The sequence below is a fragment of the Desulfosalsimonas sp. genome (genome assembly GCF_055149105.1).
Genome location: NZ_JBSRLA010000029.1, coordinates 1 through 13,863 on the forward strand (window position 1 = coordinate 1; position 13,863 = coordinate 13,863).

General features: G+C 55.2%; 12 protein-coding genes. 8 read left to right on the plus strand and 4 right to left on the minus strand.

The window, feature by feature from the left end:
• Positions 1-127 precede the first annotated feature (127 nt).
• The gene (locus tag ACTCIA_RS08525) at positions 128-721 is read right to left on the minus strand and encodes an anthranilate synthase component II (protein WP_463001387.1); all 594 of its coding nucleotides are present in this window, start codon (positions 719-721) and stop codon (positions 128-130) included.
• Between the two features lie 241 nt (positions 722-962).
• Positions 963-1,187: a hypothetical protein gene (locus ACTCIA_RS08530; RefSeq protein WP_463001388.1), complete on the minus strand. Its 225-nt coding sequence runs from the start codon at positions 1,185-1,187 to the stop codon at positions 963-965.
• Positions 1,188-1,301: 114 nt separating this feature from the next.
• Here ACTCIA_RS08530 and ACTCIA_RS08535 point away from each other — a divergent pair, with 114 nt between their 5' ends.
• The 8 genes from ACTCIA_RS08535 (at position 1,302) to ACTCIA_RS08570 (ending at position 8,334) form a co-directional block, all read left to right on the plus strand.
• Positions 1,302-2,318, plus strand: coding sequence for a DHH family phosphoesterase (locus tag ACTCIA_RS08535; RefSeq protein WP_463001389.1), 1,017 nt, complete (start codon positions 1,302-1,304; stop codon positions 2,316-2,318).
• A gap of 13 nt (positions 2,319-2,331) precedes the next feature.
• Complete coding sequence (locus ACTCIA_RS08540; protein WP_463001390.1) at positions 2,332-3,015, plus strand: precorrin-2 dehydrogenase/sirohydrochlorin ferrochelatase family protein; 684 nt, start codon at positions 2,332-2,334, stop codon at positions 3,013-3,015.
• Between the two features lie 50 nt (positions 3,016-3,065).
• Positions 3,066-3,887: a c-type cytochrome biogenesis protein CcsB gene (gene ccsB / locus ACTCIA_RS08545; protein ID WP_463001391.1), complete on the plus strand. Its 822-nt coding sequence runs from the start codon at positions 3,066-3,068 to the stop codon at positions 3,885-3,887.
• Entirely contained in the window at positions 3,868-5,202 is a 1,335-nt protein-coding gene (hemA, locus tag ACTCIA_RS08550; RefSeq protein ID WP_463001392.1) for a glutamyl-tRNA reductase, read from the plus strand. Before ccsB ends, hemA begins: the two co-directional genes overlap by 20 nt.
• 128 nt (positions 5,203-5,330) lie before the next feature.
• Complete coding sequence (dksA, locus tag ACTCIA_RS08555; RefSeq protein ID WP_181549639.1) at positions 5,331-5,693, plus strand: RNA polymerase-binding protein DksA; 363 nt, start codon at positions 5,331-5,333, stop codon at positions 5,691-5,693.
• Between the two features lie 2 nt (positions 5,694-5,695).
• Positions 5,696-6,586 carry a PHP domain-containing protein gene (locus tag ACTCIA_RS08560; protein ID WP_463001393.1) on the plus strand — a complete coding sequence of 297 codons (891 nt, stop codon included), beginning with the start codon at positions 5,696-5,698 and terminating at the stop codon, positions 6,584-6,586.
• A 9-nt stretch (positions 6,587-6,595) separates the two neighbouring features.
• The gene (rnc, locus tag ACTCIA_RS08565) at positions 6,596-7,294 is read left to right on the plus strand and encodes a ribonuclease III (RefSeq protein WP_463001394.1); all 699 of its coding nucleotides are present in this window, start codon (positions 6,596-6,598) and stop codon (positions 7,292-7,294) included.
• Positions 7,294-8,334 carry an elongator complex protein 3 gene (locus ACTCIA_RS08570; RefSeq protein WP_463001395.1) on the plus strand — a complete coding sequence of 347 codons (1,041 nt, stop codon included), beginning with the start codon at positions 7,294-7,296 and terminating at the stop codon, positions 8,332-8,334. Before rnc ends, ACTCIA_RS08570 begins: the two co-directional genes overlap by 1 nt.
• Positions 8,335-8,349: 15 nt before the next feature.
• Here ACTCIA_RS08570 and ACTCIA_RS08575 read toward each other — a convergent pair whose 3' ends face one another.
• Complete coding sequence (locus ACTCIA_RS08575) at positions 8,350-10,542, minus strand: acetate--CoA ligase family protein (RefSeq protein ID WP_463001396.1); 2,193 nt, start codon at positions 10,540-10,542, stop codon at positions 8,350-8,352.
• Positions 10,543-10,749: 207 nt separating this feature from the next.
• Complete coding sequence (locus ACTCIA_RS08580) at positions 10,750-13,761, minus strand: hypothetical protein (protein WP_463001397.1); 3,012 nt, start codon at positions 13,759-13,761, stop codon at positions 10,750-10,752.
• Between the last annotated feature and the right edge of the window lie 102 nt (positions 13,762-13,863).

Consider the following 13,863-nt stretch of genomic DNA (forward strand, 5'->3'; position numbering starts at 1 on the left):
AGATGGCGCTGTAAAAAGTTCAAGATCAAGGCTTGCGCGATTTCGAAGAATGCAGCGTACTTATCCGTACGTGAAATTCTGAGAAATCGCGCGTAACGCTGATATTGGACTTTTTACAGCGCCATCATCATTTCCTGTGCTCCCGGAGGTTGAGCGGCCCCTGGGAAAGAAAATTTTCCACAAGGGCAAATCCGTTTTGTGTCATAAAACTTTCCGGATGAAACTGCACACCAAAAAGCCGCCGCTCCTGATCGGCAATGCCCATGATCACGCCGCTGCGGGTCCAGGCGCAGGCCCGCAGACCACGGCCCCGGCCGTCAATGACCAGGGAGTGATACCGGGTTGCGGTAAACGGGGACGCGATGTTTTCAAACACGCCCGTGCGGTCATGAAATATGCGGCTGGTCTTTCCATGCACGGGCACGGAAGCCCGGAGGGTCTTTCCCCCGAAAGCCGCGTTGATGCACTGCATGCCCAGACATACGCCCAGCACCGGAATCCGGCCGGCAAAGGACCGGATCGCTTCCACGCTGACGCCGGCCTGCTCCGGGGCCCGGGGACCCGGGCTGATAAGCAGGTAATCGGGCCTGTGTGCAGGGATCTGCTCAACAGTGATGCAGTCGGCCCGGAACACGGAAATGTCCAGGTCATAGCACATAAACATCTGCACCAGGTTGTGGGTAAAGGAATCATAATTGTCAATTACCAGCAGTCCGGCCATGATTTGCCTGCCTCCAATAAAAAAACGCCACCCGGATGAGCCTGGGTGGCGTCTGCCTAGAGCATAACTCATATACTAGTGCCTGAATGAAAACCGTCTTTTCCGCCAATCTCTGCGTCCGGCTCAAATTTTAATCCTCAAAATACGTCGAGTATTCCTGCGGTTAAAATCTTCGCCGTCCTTGACCTTGACGAAAAATCCTGGTTTTCATTCGGGCACTATACTATCAAGAACATCAATCTTAGACGGTTTTATACAACAAAACCCACGGCGTTTCAATACCAATTGCCCGCAGAAACGGTTCATCTTTCATAGACTCCTGAGTTTTCAAACAAATTTGTCCTCTTGACAACCCTTTGGTTTCTGCATATTGTTTTAGCAAATCAAAGGCCGGCAACCCTTGGAAAAAAGGTTTCCGGTGCCACGGCGTGATCCAGAAAAGCAGAAACCCGATGTGATCTGCCATTTGTGCAAAAAAGACCTGGCAAGGGCGAACGCGGCGTGTCGGTGAACACGCTTTTTTATTTGAATTCCCCAAAAAACCGATTTTGCAGCGGTTGCCTGCGCAGGACGACGCATTATGACTTTGTCAACAGCCCAAAAACTTCAACACTTGATGGAGCAGTTTTCCGGCTCCGACCATGTACTGGTATTAATCAATGCGGATCCGGATGCCATCGCCAGCGCCATGGCCCTGAAGCGGATATTGTGGCGCAGGGTCACCCGGCTGACCCTGTCGAATATCAATACCATCACCCGGCCCGATAACATGGCCATGATCCGGCTGCTGGACGTCACGCTCATCCACGTCACCAAGATTACCCCGAATGAATTCAACAAGGTGGTGCTGCTCGACTCCCAGCCGTCTCACAACGAGAGCTTCAGAGAGTTTAAGTTCAACGTAATCATCGACCATCACGAACCCGACAGCTATGATGCCCCGTTTAAGGATGTCCGGCCCGAATACGGCGCAACGGCCAGCATCATGACCGAATACCTGAAAACCGCCAAGATCAAACCTTCGGACAAGCTTGCCACGGCTTTGTTCCACGGGATCAAGACAGATACCAACAATTTCGAACGCATGGCCACCAATGCCGATATCCAGGCGTTTCAGTTTTTGTTCCGGCACGCCAACATCCACCTGGCCCGGCGCATTGAGCAGGTGGACCTGCGCATGGGTTTTCTGGATTATTTCAAGCAGGCCATATCGGAAAAAACAGTGGCAGACGACCGCATCTGCGTGCACCTGGGAAACGTGGAAACCCCGGACATATGCGTGTTGATCGCTGATTTTTTCATGCGGGTCAATACCGTGACCTGGAGCATTGTCTCCGGGCTCTGCGAGGGGCGCCTGATTATCGTACTGAGAAACGACGGGCTTCGAAAGGATGCAGGGGGGGTGGCGGCAAAGCAGTTCGGCCGGTTCGGTACCGCAGGCGGGCACAAAAGCATGGCCAGGGCTGAAATCCCTGTGGAAACGTTAAGGGAAAATGTTGAAAACCTGGAAAAGGACACGGTTAAACAATGGATCCTTGAGCGCATCAACGCGGTATTTGACCAGTGCCAAAAACAAAAAACCGACGCATCGTCTTAAAAAGCAATGAAATATGAAAAAATATTATCCTGCTTACATTGATATTCAAAACCGGAAATGCCTGGTTGTGGGCGGCGGCGCCGTGGCCGTGCGAAAGGTCAGGGGCCTGCTGGACTGCGGCGCCATTGTGACCGTGGTCAGCCCGGAATTTCACCCGGATTTTCAGCAAATCGATGAATCCCTGCCCCTGCGCGTGATCCGGCGCTCCTACCAGACAACGGATCTGGAGGACAAGTTTCTGGTCATCGGCGCCACCAACGATGAGACATTAAACCGCCGGGTCAGCGCAGACGCCCAAAGCCGCAATATTTTGTGCAATATCGCGGATGTGCCCGATGCCTGCAGTTTTATCCTGCCGGCAGTGGTACGCCGGGGCGATCTGTCCATTGCCGTTTCCACCTCCGGCAAAAGCCCGGCTTTTGCAAAGCATTTGCGAAAACAGCTTGAAAAGCAGTTCGGAGAGGAATATACCACATTTCTCGGGCTCATGGGCGCCATCCGGCAAAAGCTGCTGGCTGCCGAGCACGCACCCGAGGCGCACAAGCCCCTGTTTGAAAAACTCATTGACAACGGCCTGCTCGACATGATCCACAACAGGGACAAACAAGCCATCAACCGGCTGCTCCATGAAGTGCTGGGAGACGATTTTGATTATGACGCGCTTCTGGAAACCGGCTGCCGTCAGCAGGAACAATGACCCCGGCGTTGACCGGCCAACACCAGGCAGGTGCCTGTAATGAGGGATAGATGAATTATGCACTGCTTCCGGCCATTTGCTGCTATCTGACCGGATCCGCCGCATATGCCGGGTTTTTGTTCCGGCAGAAAAACGGTTACAATCAACTGGCCTACGCCCTGGTCACCGCCGGGTTTGTCATCCACACCCTGCTGCTGGCAGAAGCGATTTTGCGGGAAGGGACGATACCCGTGCGCAACCTCCACGAAACCCTGTGGTTTGCCGCATGGACCCTGGCTTTCGTGTTTCTGGTGCTGTGGTGGAAAAGCCGCCTGAAAATCCTCGGCGTATTTGCCGCCCCCCTGATCACCCTGGTGGCGGCAGCTGCCTTTTTTGTCCCGGATACCGCCGCTGATATCGAAACATCCCTGACCGGGTTCTGGCTCATTATCCACGTGGTGGTCATTTTTATCGGCGAGGCCTGCCTGGCCCTGGCCTGTGCCGCAGGTGTGCTGTATTTGATCCAGGAGCGCAACATCAAGTTCAAAAAGCACCGGTTTTTCTTCAGGCGCCTGCCCTCCCTGGAACTGCTGGACAACACGGGATATCAGTTTATTATCATCGGCTTTACCGCCCTGACCGTGGGGTTGATCACCGGGTTTGTCTATGCCCATTCCGTGTGGGGGCATTTCTGGAGCGGGGATCCCAAGGAGGTCTGGTCCGGCATTACCTGGCTGATCTATGCCGCCCTTCTCCATGAGCGGCTGGTGGCCGGCATGCGGGGACGAAAGGCGGCCATTTTCGCCATTATCGGGTTTGCTGCCATGCTTTTTACCTTTTTGGGCGTCAATTTACTGCTGGAGGGGCATCACAATGAATTTACCCGGTGGTAGCCCTTCTGCTGAAACCCGGAGGTTTCCGGGCAAGGAACAGCTGCCGGAAATCGTGATTGCCGGCATCAGCCACACATCCGCTCCCGTGGAGCTGCGGGAATGCCTGGCTTTTTCCCCGGAGGAGAGCGGCAGTACAACCCAGGCGCTCAAAGACCACCCGGAAATCCGGGAAATTATCATTCTTTCCACCTGCAACCGGGTGGAAATGCTTCTGACCACTTACGACCCACAATCGGCTATTCAGCGGGTGGAGGCCCACATCGCCGGCAGCAGGGATGTGAACATAAGCCGGCTTCGGCAGTCCATGTACACTTACACAGGTGCCGAGGCGGTACGGCACCTGTTCCGGGTGGCTTCCAGCCTTGATTCCATGGTGGTGGGAGAGCCCCAGATCCTCGGCCAGGTCAAGGCTGCCTACAAAACCGCGGTGGAAGCCAGGGCCACAGGGGTCATCTTAAACCGCCTCCTGCACAAGGCCTTTTCCGTGGCCAAGCGCATCCGCAGCGAAACCGGCATCGGCGATCGGGCCGTTTCCATCAGTTATGCGGCCGTGGAACTGGCCCGCAAGATTTTCGGCCGGTTAGAAGACAAGACCGTACTGCTGGTGGGCGCCGGGGAAATGGCGGAACTGGCCGTGGAGCACTTAAACCGGTCCCGGTGCACGGGATCGCTATACGTGGCCAACCGAACCTTTTCGGTTGGCGTGGAGCTGGCCCGGCGTTTTTCCGGAAAAGCCATTGACTTTGAGGAAATCAGCAAAACACTGGAATCCGCAGATATCATTATCAGCTCCACGGGCGCTTCAGACTACGTGCTCACACGGGACCAGGTACGCCCGGTGATGCGCAAAAGAAAAAACAGACCCCTGTTTTTCATCGACATTGCCGTTCCCCGGGATGTGGATCCGGCCATCAACCGGCTCAACAATGCATACGTCTACGACATTGACGAACTGCAGGGAGTTATCGAAGAAAACATGGAATCCAGAAAAAGCGAATCCGCCAGGGCCGAGCGTATCATCGACGAAGCCGCTCTCCGGTTTCAGCAGTGGTATGACAGCCTTGACGTGGTCCCCACAATCAAGGACCTGCAAAACAAACTGTCAACCATATTCGCTGCTGAACTCAACAAGACCCTCCATTTTCTGGACCACCTCAGCCAGGACGACATTGATGCGCTGGAAAGAATGAATGAAGCCGTGATCAAAAAAATCCTCCATGACCCCATGCAGTTTCTCAAAAATCCCGGCTCGCACCGGGACAAGTCCTTGTACATCGACCTGATCCGCAACGTCTTTAACCTGGAAGATGAGTAATACGGCCAGCTGATTTTTTCTTTACTTTTGAAAAACGGTTGTGTTAAGGAAGACATTTCTTGTAAAATGCGCTTTGCTGTCGGGAAGCATTGGCATGAAAACGCGATTGTCAGGTTAAGGAAGCTCCTATGGATCAAAAAGATATTGATTATTTTAAAGATTTGCTAACCCAACGGCTTGAGGATCTGCTGGCCCAGGCCGAGGATACGGTTTCGGATATGCACGATTCCAAAGGCAATTTTCCGGACCCCACGGACCGGGCCGCCTATGAAGCAGAGCGAAACTTTGAGCTGCGTATCCGGGATCGGGAGCATAAACTCATCAAAAAGGTCAAAAAAGCCCTGGAGCGGATCGAAGACGGCACTTTCGGCATCTGCGAAAGATGCGGGGAGGATATCGATACCAAGCGGCTGAAGGTTCGCCCGGTGACCACTTTGTGCATTGAGTGCAAAACCAAAGAGGAAGCTCAGGAAAAAGCCCTTGGATTGTAAACTTGGATTATAAATCCGGGAAAATCGACTTACATATTCATTCCAATGCTTCGGACGGAAGCCTTGCGCCTGCGCAAATCCTTTCCCAGGCTGCGGCATGCGGTCTTGCCGCCGTTTCCATCACAGACCATGACACAGTAGCCGGGGTCAAGACCGCCCTGCAGCTCAAGTTTTCGCAAGGACCGGCGTTTGTCTCCGGCGTGGAAATCAGCGCTGAATTTCCCCCGGGCTTTAATGCAGCCGGCAGCATGCATCTTTTGGGCTACGGATTTGATCCGTACAATCAGCCGCTGGCCGAGCTGCTTGAAAAACAGCAGCAATCGCGGGCCCGGAGAAATCCCCGGATACTTGAAAAACTTGCGGATCTGGGCATTGATATTCACCTGACCGACATTGCAGCCGAAGCCCGAAAAGACGAAATCGCCCGCCCCCACATCGCCGCCCACATGGTAAAAAAAGGGTATGCCGCCTCAATTGACGATGCCTTTGACCGCTTTCTGGCCAAAGGACAGCCCGCTTATGTGGACAGGTTCCGGATCAACCCGGAGGAAGCCATTTTCCACATCCACCAAAGCGGCGGCGTTGCCGTGCTGGCCCATCCCGGGCTGCTGGACTTTGAACCCGGCGGAAAGCTTGAAAAACTGGTTGCAGCTCTTACGGCCATGGGCCTTGACGGCCTGGAAGCATATTACAGCGGCCACAGTCGGGCGCAAACAGCCGCCTTTGAGGCGATTGCAGAACAATATGATCTTTTGCTCACCGGCGGCAGCGATTTTCACGGAGACATCAACCCGGAGATCCGCATGGGCACCGGAGCTGGAGATTTAGACGTTCCTTATGAGATCTTTGTCCGGCTTTGCCGCGCCCTGAAGGACCGGACTTCCACCGGATAGACAGGCATCATGCATACCCCTGATTTCTCAGAACTCGAAACCTCGCTTGAATACCGGTTTGCCAACCGGCAGACCCTGGCCACCGCCCTGCGCCACAGATCCTTTGTACACGAACAAAACGGCCCCATGGAAGACAACGAACGGCTGGAGTTTCTGGGCGATGCCGTACTCAACCTCATTGTGAGCCATCTTTTAATGGAGCGGTTTCCCGGACTTGCCGAAGGGGATCTGTCCCGGGTGCGCGCCGGGCTGGTCAATGAAAACCGCCTGGCCGCGGCCGCCAAAAACATCGGTCTGGGCCGATACCTTCAGCTGGGAAAAGGCGAGCAGCGCTCCCACGGCCAGCAGAAATTCTCCATTCTGGCTGACGCATTTGAAGCCCTGGTCGCCGCAGTCTATATAGACGGCGGTTTTGCCCGGGCCTTTGAGGTCATCTCCCGGCATTTTGCAGTGTTTCTCGATGCCATTGAGGAAAAAGAACCCACCTATGATTTCAAAAGCCTGCTGCAGGAATACGTCCAGGGCCGGCACCAGAACATGCCGGCCTATGAAATCATCGAAGAAAGCGGACCCGATCATGACAAGACCTTTCGCGTGGCGCTTTCGGTCAGCGGCATTCGGGTCTACGGCACGGGCAAAAACAAAAAAGGGGCTGAACAGGACGCGGCCCAAAAAGCTTATGCCCGCCTGACCGCAGATCCGGAATAATGGATGGGATCCCCCGAAGAGCCAAACATTTTGTCATCCCGGTGTTTATTCCCCACAAGGGATGTGCACACAGGTGTACGTTCTGCAACCAGAATTCTGTGACCGGAGCCGCGGCAGCGCTGCCGGATGAAACCGAAATCACCTGCACAACAAAACAATACCTTGATTTTAAGCGCACCAAGCGGGGCTTTACAGAGATTTCCTTTTTCGGGGGCAATTTTCTGGGTCTTGGGTCCGCAGACATCCGCAGGCTGCTGGATGTGGCAGCCGGTTTTGTTTCTGCGGGTAAAATCAACGGCATCCGGTTCTCCACCCGGCCGGATACCATTGACAAAAAACGCCTTGAAATCATGTCCAACTACCCGGTGACCACAGTGGAACTCGGAGTGCAGTCCATGGATGACAGGGTGCTGGAAAAAGTAAAGCGGGGCCACAGTGCCGCAGATACCCGGCTTGCGGCCCAAAGGCTGAAAACCGCCGGATACACCCTGGGCTGCCAGATCATGACCGGCCTGCCCGGGGAGGACGAAGCCTCCAGCCTGGATACGGCCCGGGCCGTGGCTGCCCTGGGGCCGGATTTTGTCCGCATTTATCCGCTTGTGGTGCTAAACAAAAGCCCCCTGGCCGCTGATTACCGGGCCGGCCGGTTTGCCCCCCTGGACCTGGAAGCCGGTGTTTTGCGCACCAAAAACCTATTTCGGATTTTTAACCATGCCGGAATCAATGTGATTCGGATGGGCCTTCAGGCATCAGAGGGCCTGGATAGCCCGGGCGCCATCCTTGCCGGGCCTTATCACCCGGCTTTCGGCCATATGGTGTTTGCATCTTTGATGTATGACCATGCCGCAAACCTGCTGGATGCTGCCAAAGACCTCCCGGATACCATTGTACTCAACGTGCACCCCGGAAGCATCAGCCGGATGCAGGGGCTTGCCAAATCCAACCTGAAAAAACTCCATCTGCGCTATCCGGGAGTGAAAAAATTTGAAATCCGCCCGGATCCGAACTTAAATACCCATGAAATAAGACTTGATCTTTAGTTTACGGTTGATGTTTTACGCTTTCGGGAACTGGCGGGTTTCTTTTTTGCGGAAACGCTGATACTCGCATAGCTTGGCCAAAGATTTCACCGCCTGCTCCGGCGTGGGGTAAAACAATCCCTTGTACCGGCGGCCCTCAAGGGTGTAGACGGTTTTGTCCTTTTCATCGCGCAGCATGTTCACGCCCAGAATCGGCTTTTGGCAGGATTCCATCAAGTCCGCGATATGGGCGATGTAACGGGTCTCAAAATCATCCAGGGATGCGAGCATGGATTCCATGAAATCCTCGGGACAGTCCGGATCCGCGGTCTGCACGGAAGCCACCATTCTTGACAGCATGTGCCGGCGGCCCACAATGCCAAGATTGATAACCGCATCACAGCCGTCCCAATTGGCCAAAAGTTCAATGACCTTCACAGGCAGCTGCTCATCGTTTTCTCCCACCAGGTCCACGGGATTGGCCCGGCTCCAGTACGGGGGCAGCACATCGTCGATTTGGCGGATCAAATCTTCGGGCAGCTCCGGCACCTGCAGGCCGTAGTGCTCACACAGGTCGGCCGCCACCACACCCCAGCCACCGCCCAGGGTCATGATGGCCACCCGGCTGCCCCGGGGAAGGGGCAGGGAGGAAAACGCGGCAGACAAATCCAGCAGGTCCAGGGGCTTGTCCACCTTGACGATACCGGCCTGGCGGCAAACAGCATTAAACACCCGGGTATCTGAGGCCATTGCCCCGGTATGGCTTGATGCCGCCTTTGTGCCGGCCGCGGTCTGTCCCCCCTTGAGCAAAACAATGGGTTTTTTGCGTCCCACCCGGCGGGCGCTTTCATAAAACCGCCGGCCGTTTTTAACACTTTCCACGTAAAGCATCACTGTTTTTGTCAGGGAATCGACCTCAAATGCATCCAGATAATCCTCGATGGTGATCATGCCCTCGTTTCCGGATCCGCAGAAAGCCCGGATCCCCACACCCTGCAATTCGGCAAACGCCAGCAGCTGGTTGCCCATGTTGCCGGACTGGGCCACCATGCTAACCGATCCGGCCTCCGGCCGCACGTGACTGCCGGTGCAGTAAAAGGAAATATGGGGATTGCAGATGCCCATGGTATTGGGCCCGATAAGATAGATGCCGGCTTTGCGGGCCTGTTCCACGAGCTGTCTTTCGGACCGGGCCCCGTCTTCACCGGTTTCGGCAAAACCCGAGGCAATCAGCAGCATGTAGGAAATCCCTTTTTGCTGAAACTCCGGGATCAGATCGGGTACTTTTGCGGCCGGGATGGTCACCACGGCCACGTCCACCTGCCCGGGGATATCGGTGACACGCTTGTAAACCGTTCGGCCGGCAATCTTTCCGCCCCTGGGATTGACAAGGTAAATATCGCCTTTATAGCCGCCGCCGATGGCATTGGTCAGCAGGGTATAGCCCCATTTGCCAAGCTCGGCGGATGCACCCACAAACGCAACAGACCGGGGATGGAACAACGCGCCCAGAACAGAAGGGTCCACGGCCGGAAGAAATTTTTTCCCTTCCGTTATCGGGGCCTTGACCACCAGGGCATCGACTGCCACCACGGTGCCGTCCTGGGTGATCAGCAGGGGGTTTATATCAATTTCAGCCACATCCGGGTATTCCAGGGCCGCCCTGGAAATACCGGTGAGGGTGCTGACCAGCATGGCCAGGTCTGCGGCCGCTTCTCCCCGGAACGAATCCAGAAGCGCACGGGAGCGGACTTCATCAATCATATCCCGGGCATCTTCGGCGCTTAAGGGCGCCAGCCGGAACACCACATCAGAGAAAGCCTCGGTGAAAATACCGCCGAGCCCGAACATGATCACCGGTCCGTATTCCGGGTCCCGAAACATGCCGGCAACAAACTCCCGTTTGGCCGAAACCTGGGGCTGAACCAGGAAACCTTCCAGGGCCGCGCCGGCCTGGCCGGCAATCTCTTCTGCGGCACTTTTCACTGCGGTTTCATCAAACAGGTTCATGTGTACCAGACCCGCCTCGGTCTTGTGCAAAAGCGTGCTTCCAAGGGCTTTTAAAACAACGGGAAAGCCGATACGGGCAGCGGCCTCTGCGGCCTGACCGGGGTCAGCAGCAGCGGTCTCTTCCACCACGGGTATGCCAAAGGGTTTTAAAAACTGCTTGGAATCATATTCAGAAAGGGCCTGCCGCAACCCCTTTGCGTTGGATTCTTGCCTGCTCATTTGCATCTCCTGCCGTGTATTAAGATGGAGGGCTTTGCTTCATGATAAAACGGGTGTCCCCGCTGGTTTGTACCATAAGCAACCTTGCCCTGACTGCTGACCTGATGGGTTTTTTCGGATTTGTATGGATTCCGGATGCCCGCTTCAGGCCATCCGGAGAACAATTTACTGCAATGCCGCTTATTTGTCAAAACAGATTCCGGCGAATCAATCCCGGAATCTGCCGATGTTTTTCAGATATTCCCCTGAGCGGTCCAGATAAAATGCCAGGGGTTTGGAAAAATACTGGCCAAGGATGCCGTCGATAAACATCTGACTGATTTCCCGCTCCATTTTCAGCACGCTCTGGGCCTGGATAAACACGTGGCGCTCTTCTGCGGACAGATCCCGGACAAAATTGCCAAAAGCCGTGCGCGCCCGGGGCTGATACATCCAGAAATAAAGCAGGTCCAGGGCATTTATGATCAAGACCTGAATCAGGCGCCGGGATTCCTCGTCCTCGGAGTGCAGAAGCTCCCGGGGGCGCTCCAGCAAATCCAGCACCTCGGATTCGGGAAACAGCATTTCCGCCCGGGCGTAGCAGTCCAGAAACTGCCGCAGTTTCTGCCGGTAGTCGTTCATCCGGTTTTCAATGTTTTTGGCCCGGTCCACAGCCCCTTCGATCAGGGCAGCAACAAAATCCGACGCGGTCTTGGAAATCACCGCGGCCCAGCTTTGCAGAATCATGTCCACCTGCACCACGCCGGCAAGGCCAAGCACGCCGCCGAGCAACTCACTTAACCCGAAGGCCACGGGTATGGAGAGAACCGATCGGAAAAAATTGGCAAATGCGGCTTCCCTGGGAAGCCCGCGAAACAGGTTATGACTGGTCAGGTAAAGCCCGTTGACAAGCGCCATCACTGAATAAAGCAGCACCGGGCTCGTTGCGGTGGTAATGCCCATACCCTGGTTTAACATCAGGGTCTTGACCAGATAATCCAGCAGGGGCACTGAAAACCCGGTATACATTAAAGAATCGGTGATCCGGTCCCAGCTGATATAATCATTCCACTGCAGAAGCGGTGATCGCCGCAGCCCGCCGCCGGCCATGACCGACTGGAGAATATTGCGCAGCCCGGTTATCCCGAACCAGATAAACGCCCCGAAACATGCCAGCACCCACCAGTCATGGGTGAGGTAAAAGGTCAGAAATGCCGGCACAAAACCGAAAATCACCTTGAGGCTGTTTTTGAAATTGGTCCGCAGGTATTCAAACCGATGCAGACGCGGTTTTTTCCCGGGTCCGGGCGGCTTTTTGATATAGAGCCCGTTGTTGGCCTCGGTGGAAAAGCCGCTTAAGGTCACGATATTGCCGCATTCGGCCATTTTCGTGGTTTCCTCCCTGGCAAACCAATCCCTGTGGTGCAGACGTCCGGCCAGGGCCAGACCCGGAATTGCACGAATCCCATACATCAGCAGCGACAGCAGGGTCCCGGCTTTTTCCGCCTGGCCGTAAACCAGCCGGAAAAAGGTCTGCACGTAAAAGGGAATCACCATATATGCGCCGGCCTCGTCCTTGCGCACTTCCCGCTGAGCCCTTTTGGGCAGGGTATCCAGCACGGCCAGTCCCATGCCCGGCAGCCTGCGGGAGTGCCCTGTGGAATCGCTTCCGATCCTTGATTTCAAAGGCCGGACCCGGTACATGCCCATCAGGGATTCCATGTCCGCCAGTATCCAGTTAAATTTCTGGATTCGCATCAGGGCCAGGGAATCATTTGTCTCCCTGAGCCGGGATATGATTTCAAGGATCAGGCGTTTGAGCTGGATGACATTGGCATTGTTGATGCTTTGCTGCAGCCGGTCAATATCCGGAATATGATCGACCTTGCAATCTGCAAAATCCTTGAGGTTAAAGATCTCCAGCCGGGATATCCGGCCCCGGCATTCATAAAGCAGCTCAAGAACGTCTTCGACCTTCATGTTGCTTAAATTCAGGGTAATGCGGTATGCCGAATGCAGCCGGGACAGCCGGTCCACCAGTTCGCACGGTGAAAGCTGCATCAGGGAGGGGGCGTCATCTCCGCTGCCGCCGGCGTCAGGATTGCGTCCCGGGGCCAGAAACCGATGGTGGATGTCATCTGCATCCATGCGATTCATCCGGTCCACCAGGGCCTCGATGTTCCGGCGCTTTTCCTCGTCTGCATCCGCGTACTGCCCGCGCAATTCCGCCACCCGCTCCTGCATCCGGGGCAGCAGCAGCAGGTGAATATATTTGGCCAGGTGCAGCAGGGAGGCCTGGCCAAAGCCCACAAACGCCATGAACGCTTCCGGATCCAGGGGCGCCATTTCCAGGCCGAATTCAGAATTTATCGTGTGCCGGTGAGTCCGGTTAAACGCCTCAAGAATGTCGATGACCTGGCCGCGCTGGTATTCGGAGACATTGCGCCCCTCTTCCATGAGATTTCGCACTTCGCTTTTTTCCAGAAAGCGCAAAAAATCCCCGGAATCGGCAAATCCCCGGGGAACCCAGATAATCTGGGCATGGCGGTTGTGAAAAGAGGCAAAAAACTCAATACCGATGCGGATCATAATACCCATGGTATCGGCGGCCTCCATGAGCTCTGCCGCGGTTTCCGGGCGTATGTAGTTGTAATGAATCACCCGGAGCCGCCGCACACCCTTGATCCAGGCATCCATGATCAGATGGGTGGGCGACTTGCGGCCCTTGGTCAAGGCATCATGCACATGGTCGTCAAAGGCCAGGTGGTTCCATTCCTCGGGCATTTCCAGCAGCCGGTACTGCTTTAGGAAATAGCGCACGATCCTGGGCTTTCCAGTTGCCGCCATGCGGAAATGGTGGGCCAGCTCGAGCTGGCGCGGATAATCGCCGTGAGTCCGGACCAGTTCCTTCATAATTTCGATGAGCACCCGGGCGGTGTTCATCTGCAGTTCCTGGCTGGTGCTGCACAGCACCTCGTCGCGCAGCGCCCGAAGCGCTTTTAAACGATGTCCGGCTTCTGCCGATTCCAGGGACTGGAGCAGATGAATCACCGCATATGCGATCCGCAGGCCCCGGGATTCAGCCATTTCCTTGATTCCCCGGGGATGAAAATAATGGAAAAACTGGCGTTGGATCTCAAAGCGCGAGCGCTGGCCCGAGACAATCCCGTTGACAATATGGAGCAGGTGATAATCCCGCTGATCAAAATAAAATTTCGAGATTCCGGGGTTTCGGGCCATCAAATAAATACTCCCTTAATTCAGCCATGGGCACAATTTTTATTGTTTTGGCATGAAACGCCCATGTTTGCAATAATTATACAATCCCGGCCCTGTTGATGT

Coding starts and splice junctions, on each gene's coding strand:
- rnc (WP_463001394.1), top strand. CDS start 6,596: ATGCATACCCCTGATTTCTCAGAACTCGAAACCTCGCTTGAATACCGG.
- hemA (WP_463001392.1), top strand. CDS start 3,868: ATGAATTTACCCGGTGGTAGCCCTTCTGCTGAAACCCGGAGGTTTCCG.
- ccsB (WP_463001391.1), top strand. CDS start 3,066: ATGAATTATGCACTGCTTCCGGCCATTTGCTGCTATCTGACCGGATCC.
- ACTCIA_RS08535 (WP_463001389.1), top strand. CDS start 1,302: ATGACTTTGTCAACAGCCCAAAAACTTCAACACTTGATGGAGCAGTTT.
- ACTCIA_RS08525 (WP_463001387.1), bottom strand. CDS start 721: ATGGCCGGACTGCTGGTAATTGACAATTATGATTCCTTTACCCACAAC.
- ACTCIA_RS08575 (WP_463001396.1), bottom strand. CDS start 10,542: ATGAGCAGGCAAGAATCCAACGCAAAGGGGTTGCGGCAGGCCCTTTCT.
- ACTCIA_RS08570 (WP_463001395.1), top strand. CDS start 7,294: ATGGATGGGATCCCCCGAAGAGCCAAACATTTTGTCATCCCGGTGTTT.
- ACTCIA_RS08540 (WP_463001390.1), top strand. CDS start 2,332: ATGAAAAAATATTATCCTGCTTACATTGATATTCAAAACCGGAAATGC.
- dksA (WP_181549639.1), top strand. CDS start 5,331: ATGGATCAAAAAGATATTGATTATTTTAAAGATTTGCTAACCCAACGG.
- ACTCIA_RS08530 (WP_463001388.1), bottom strand. CDS start 1,187: ATGGCAGATCACATCGGGTTTCTGCTTTTCTGGATCACGCCGTGGCAC.
- ACTCIA_RS08580 (WP_463001397.1), bottom strand. CDS start 13,761: ATGGCCCGAAACCCCGGAATCTCGAAATTTTATTTTGATCAGCGGGAT.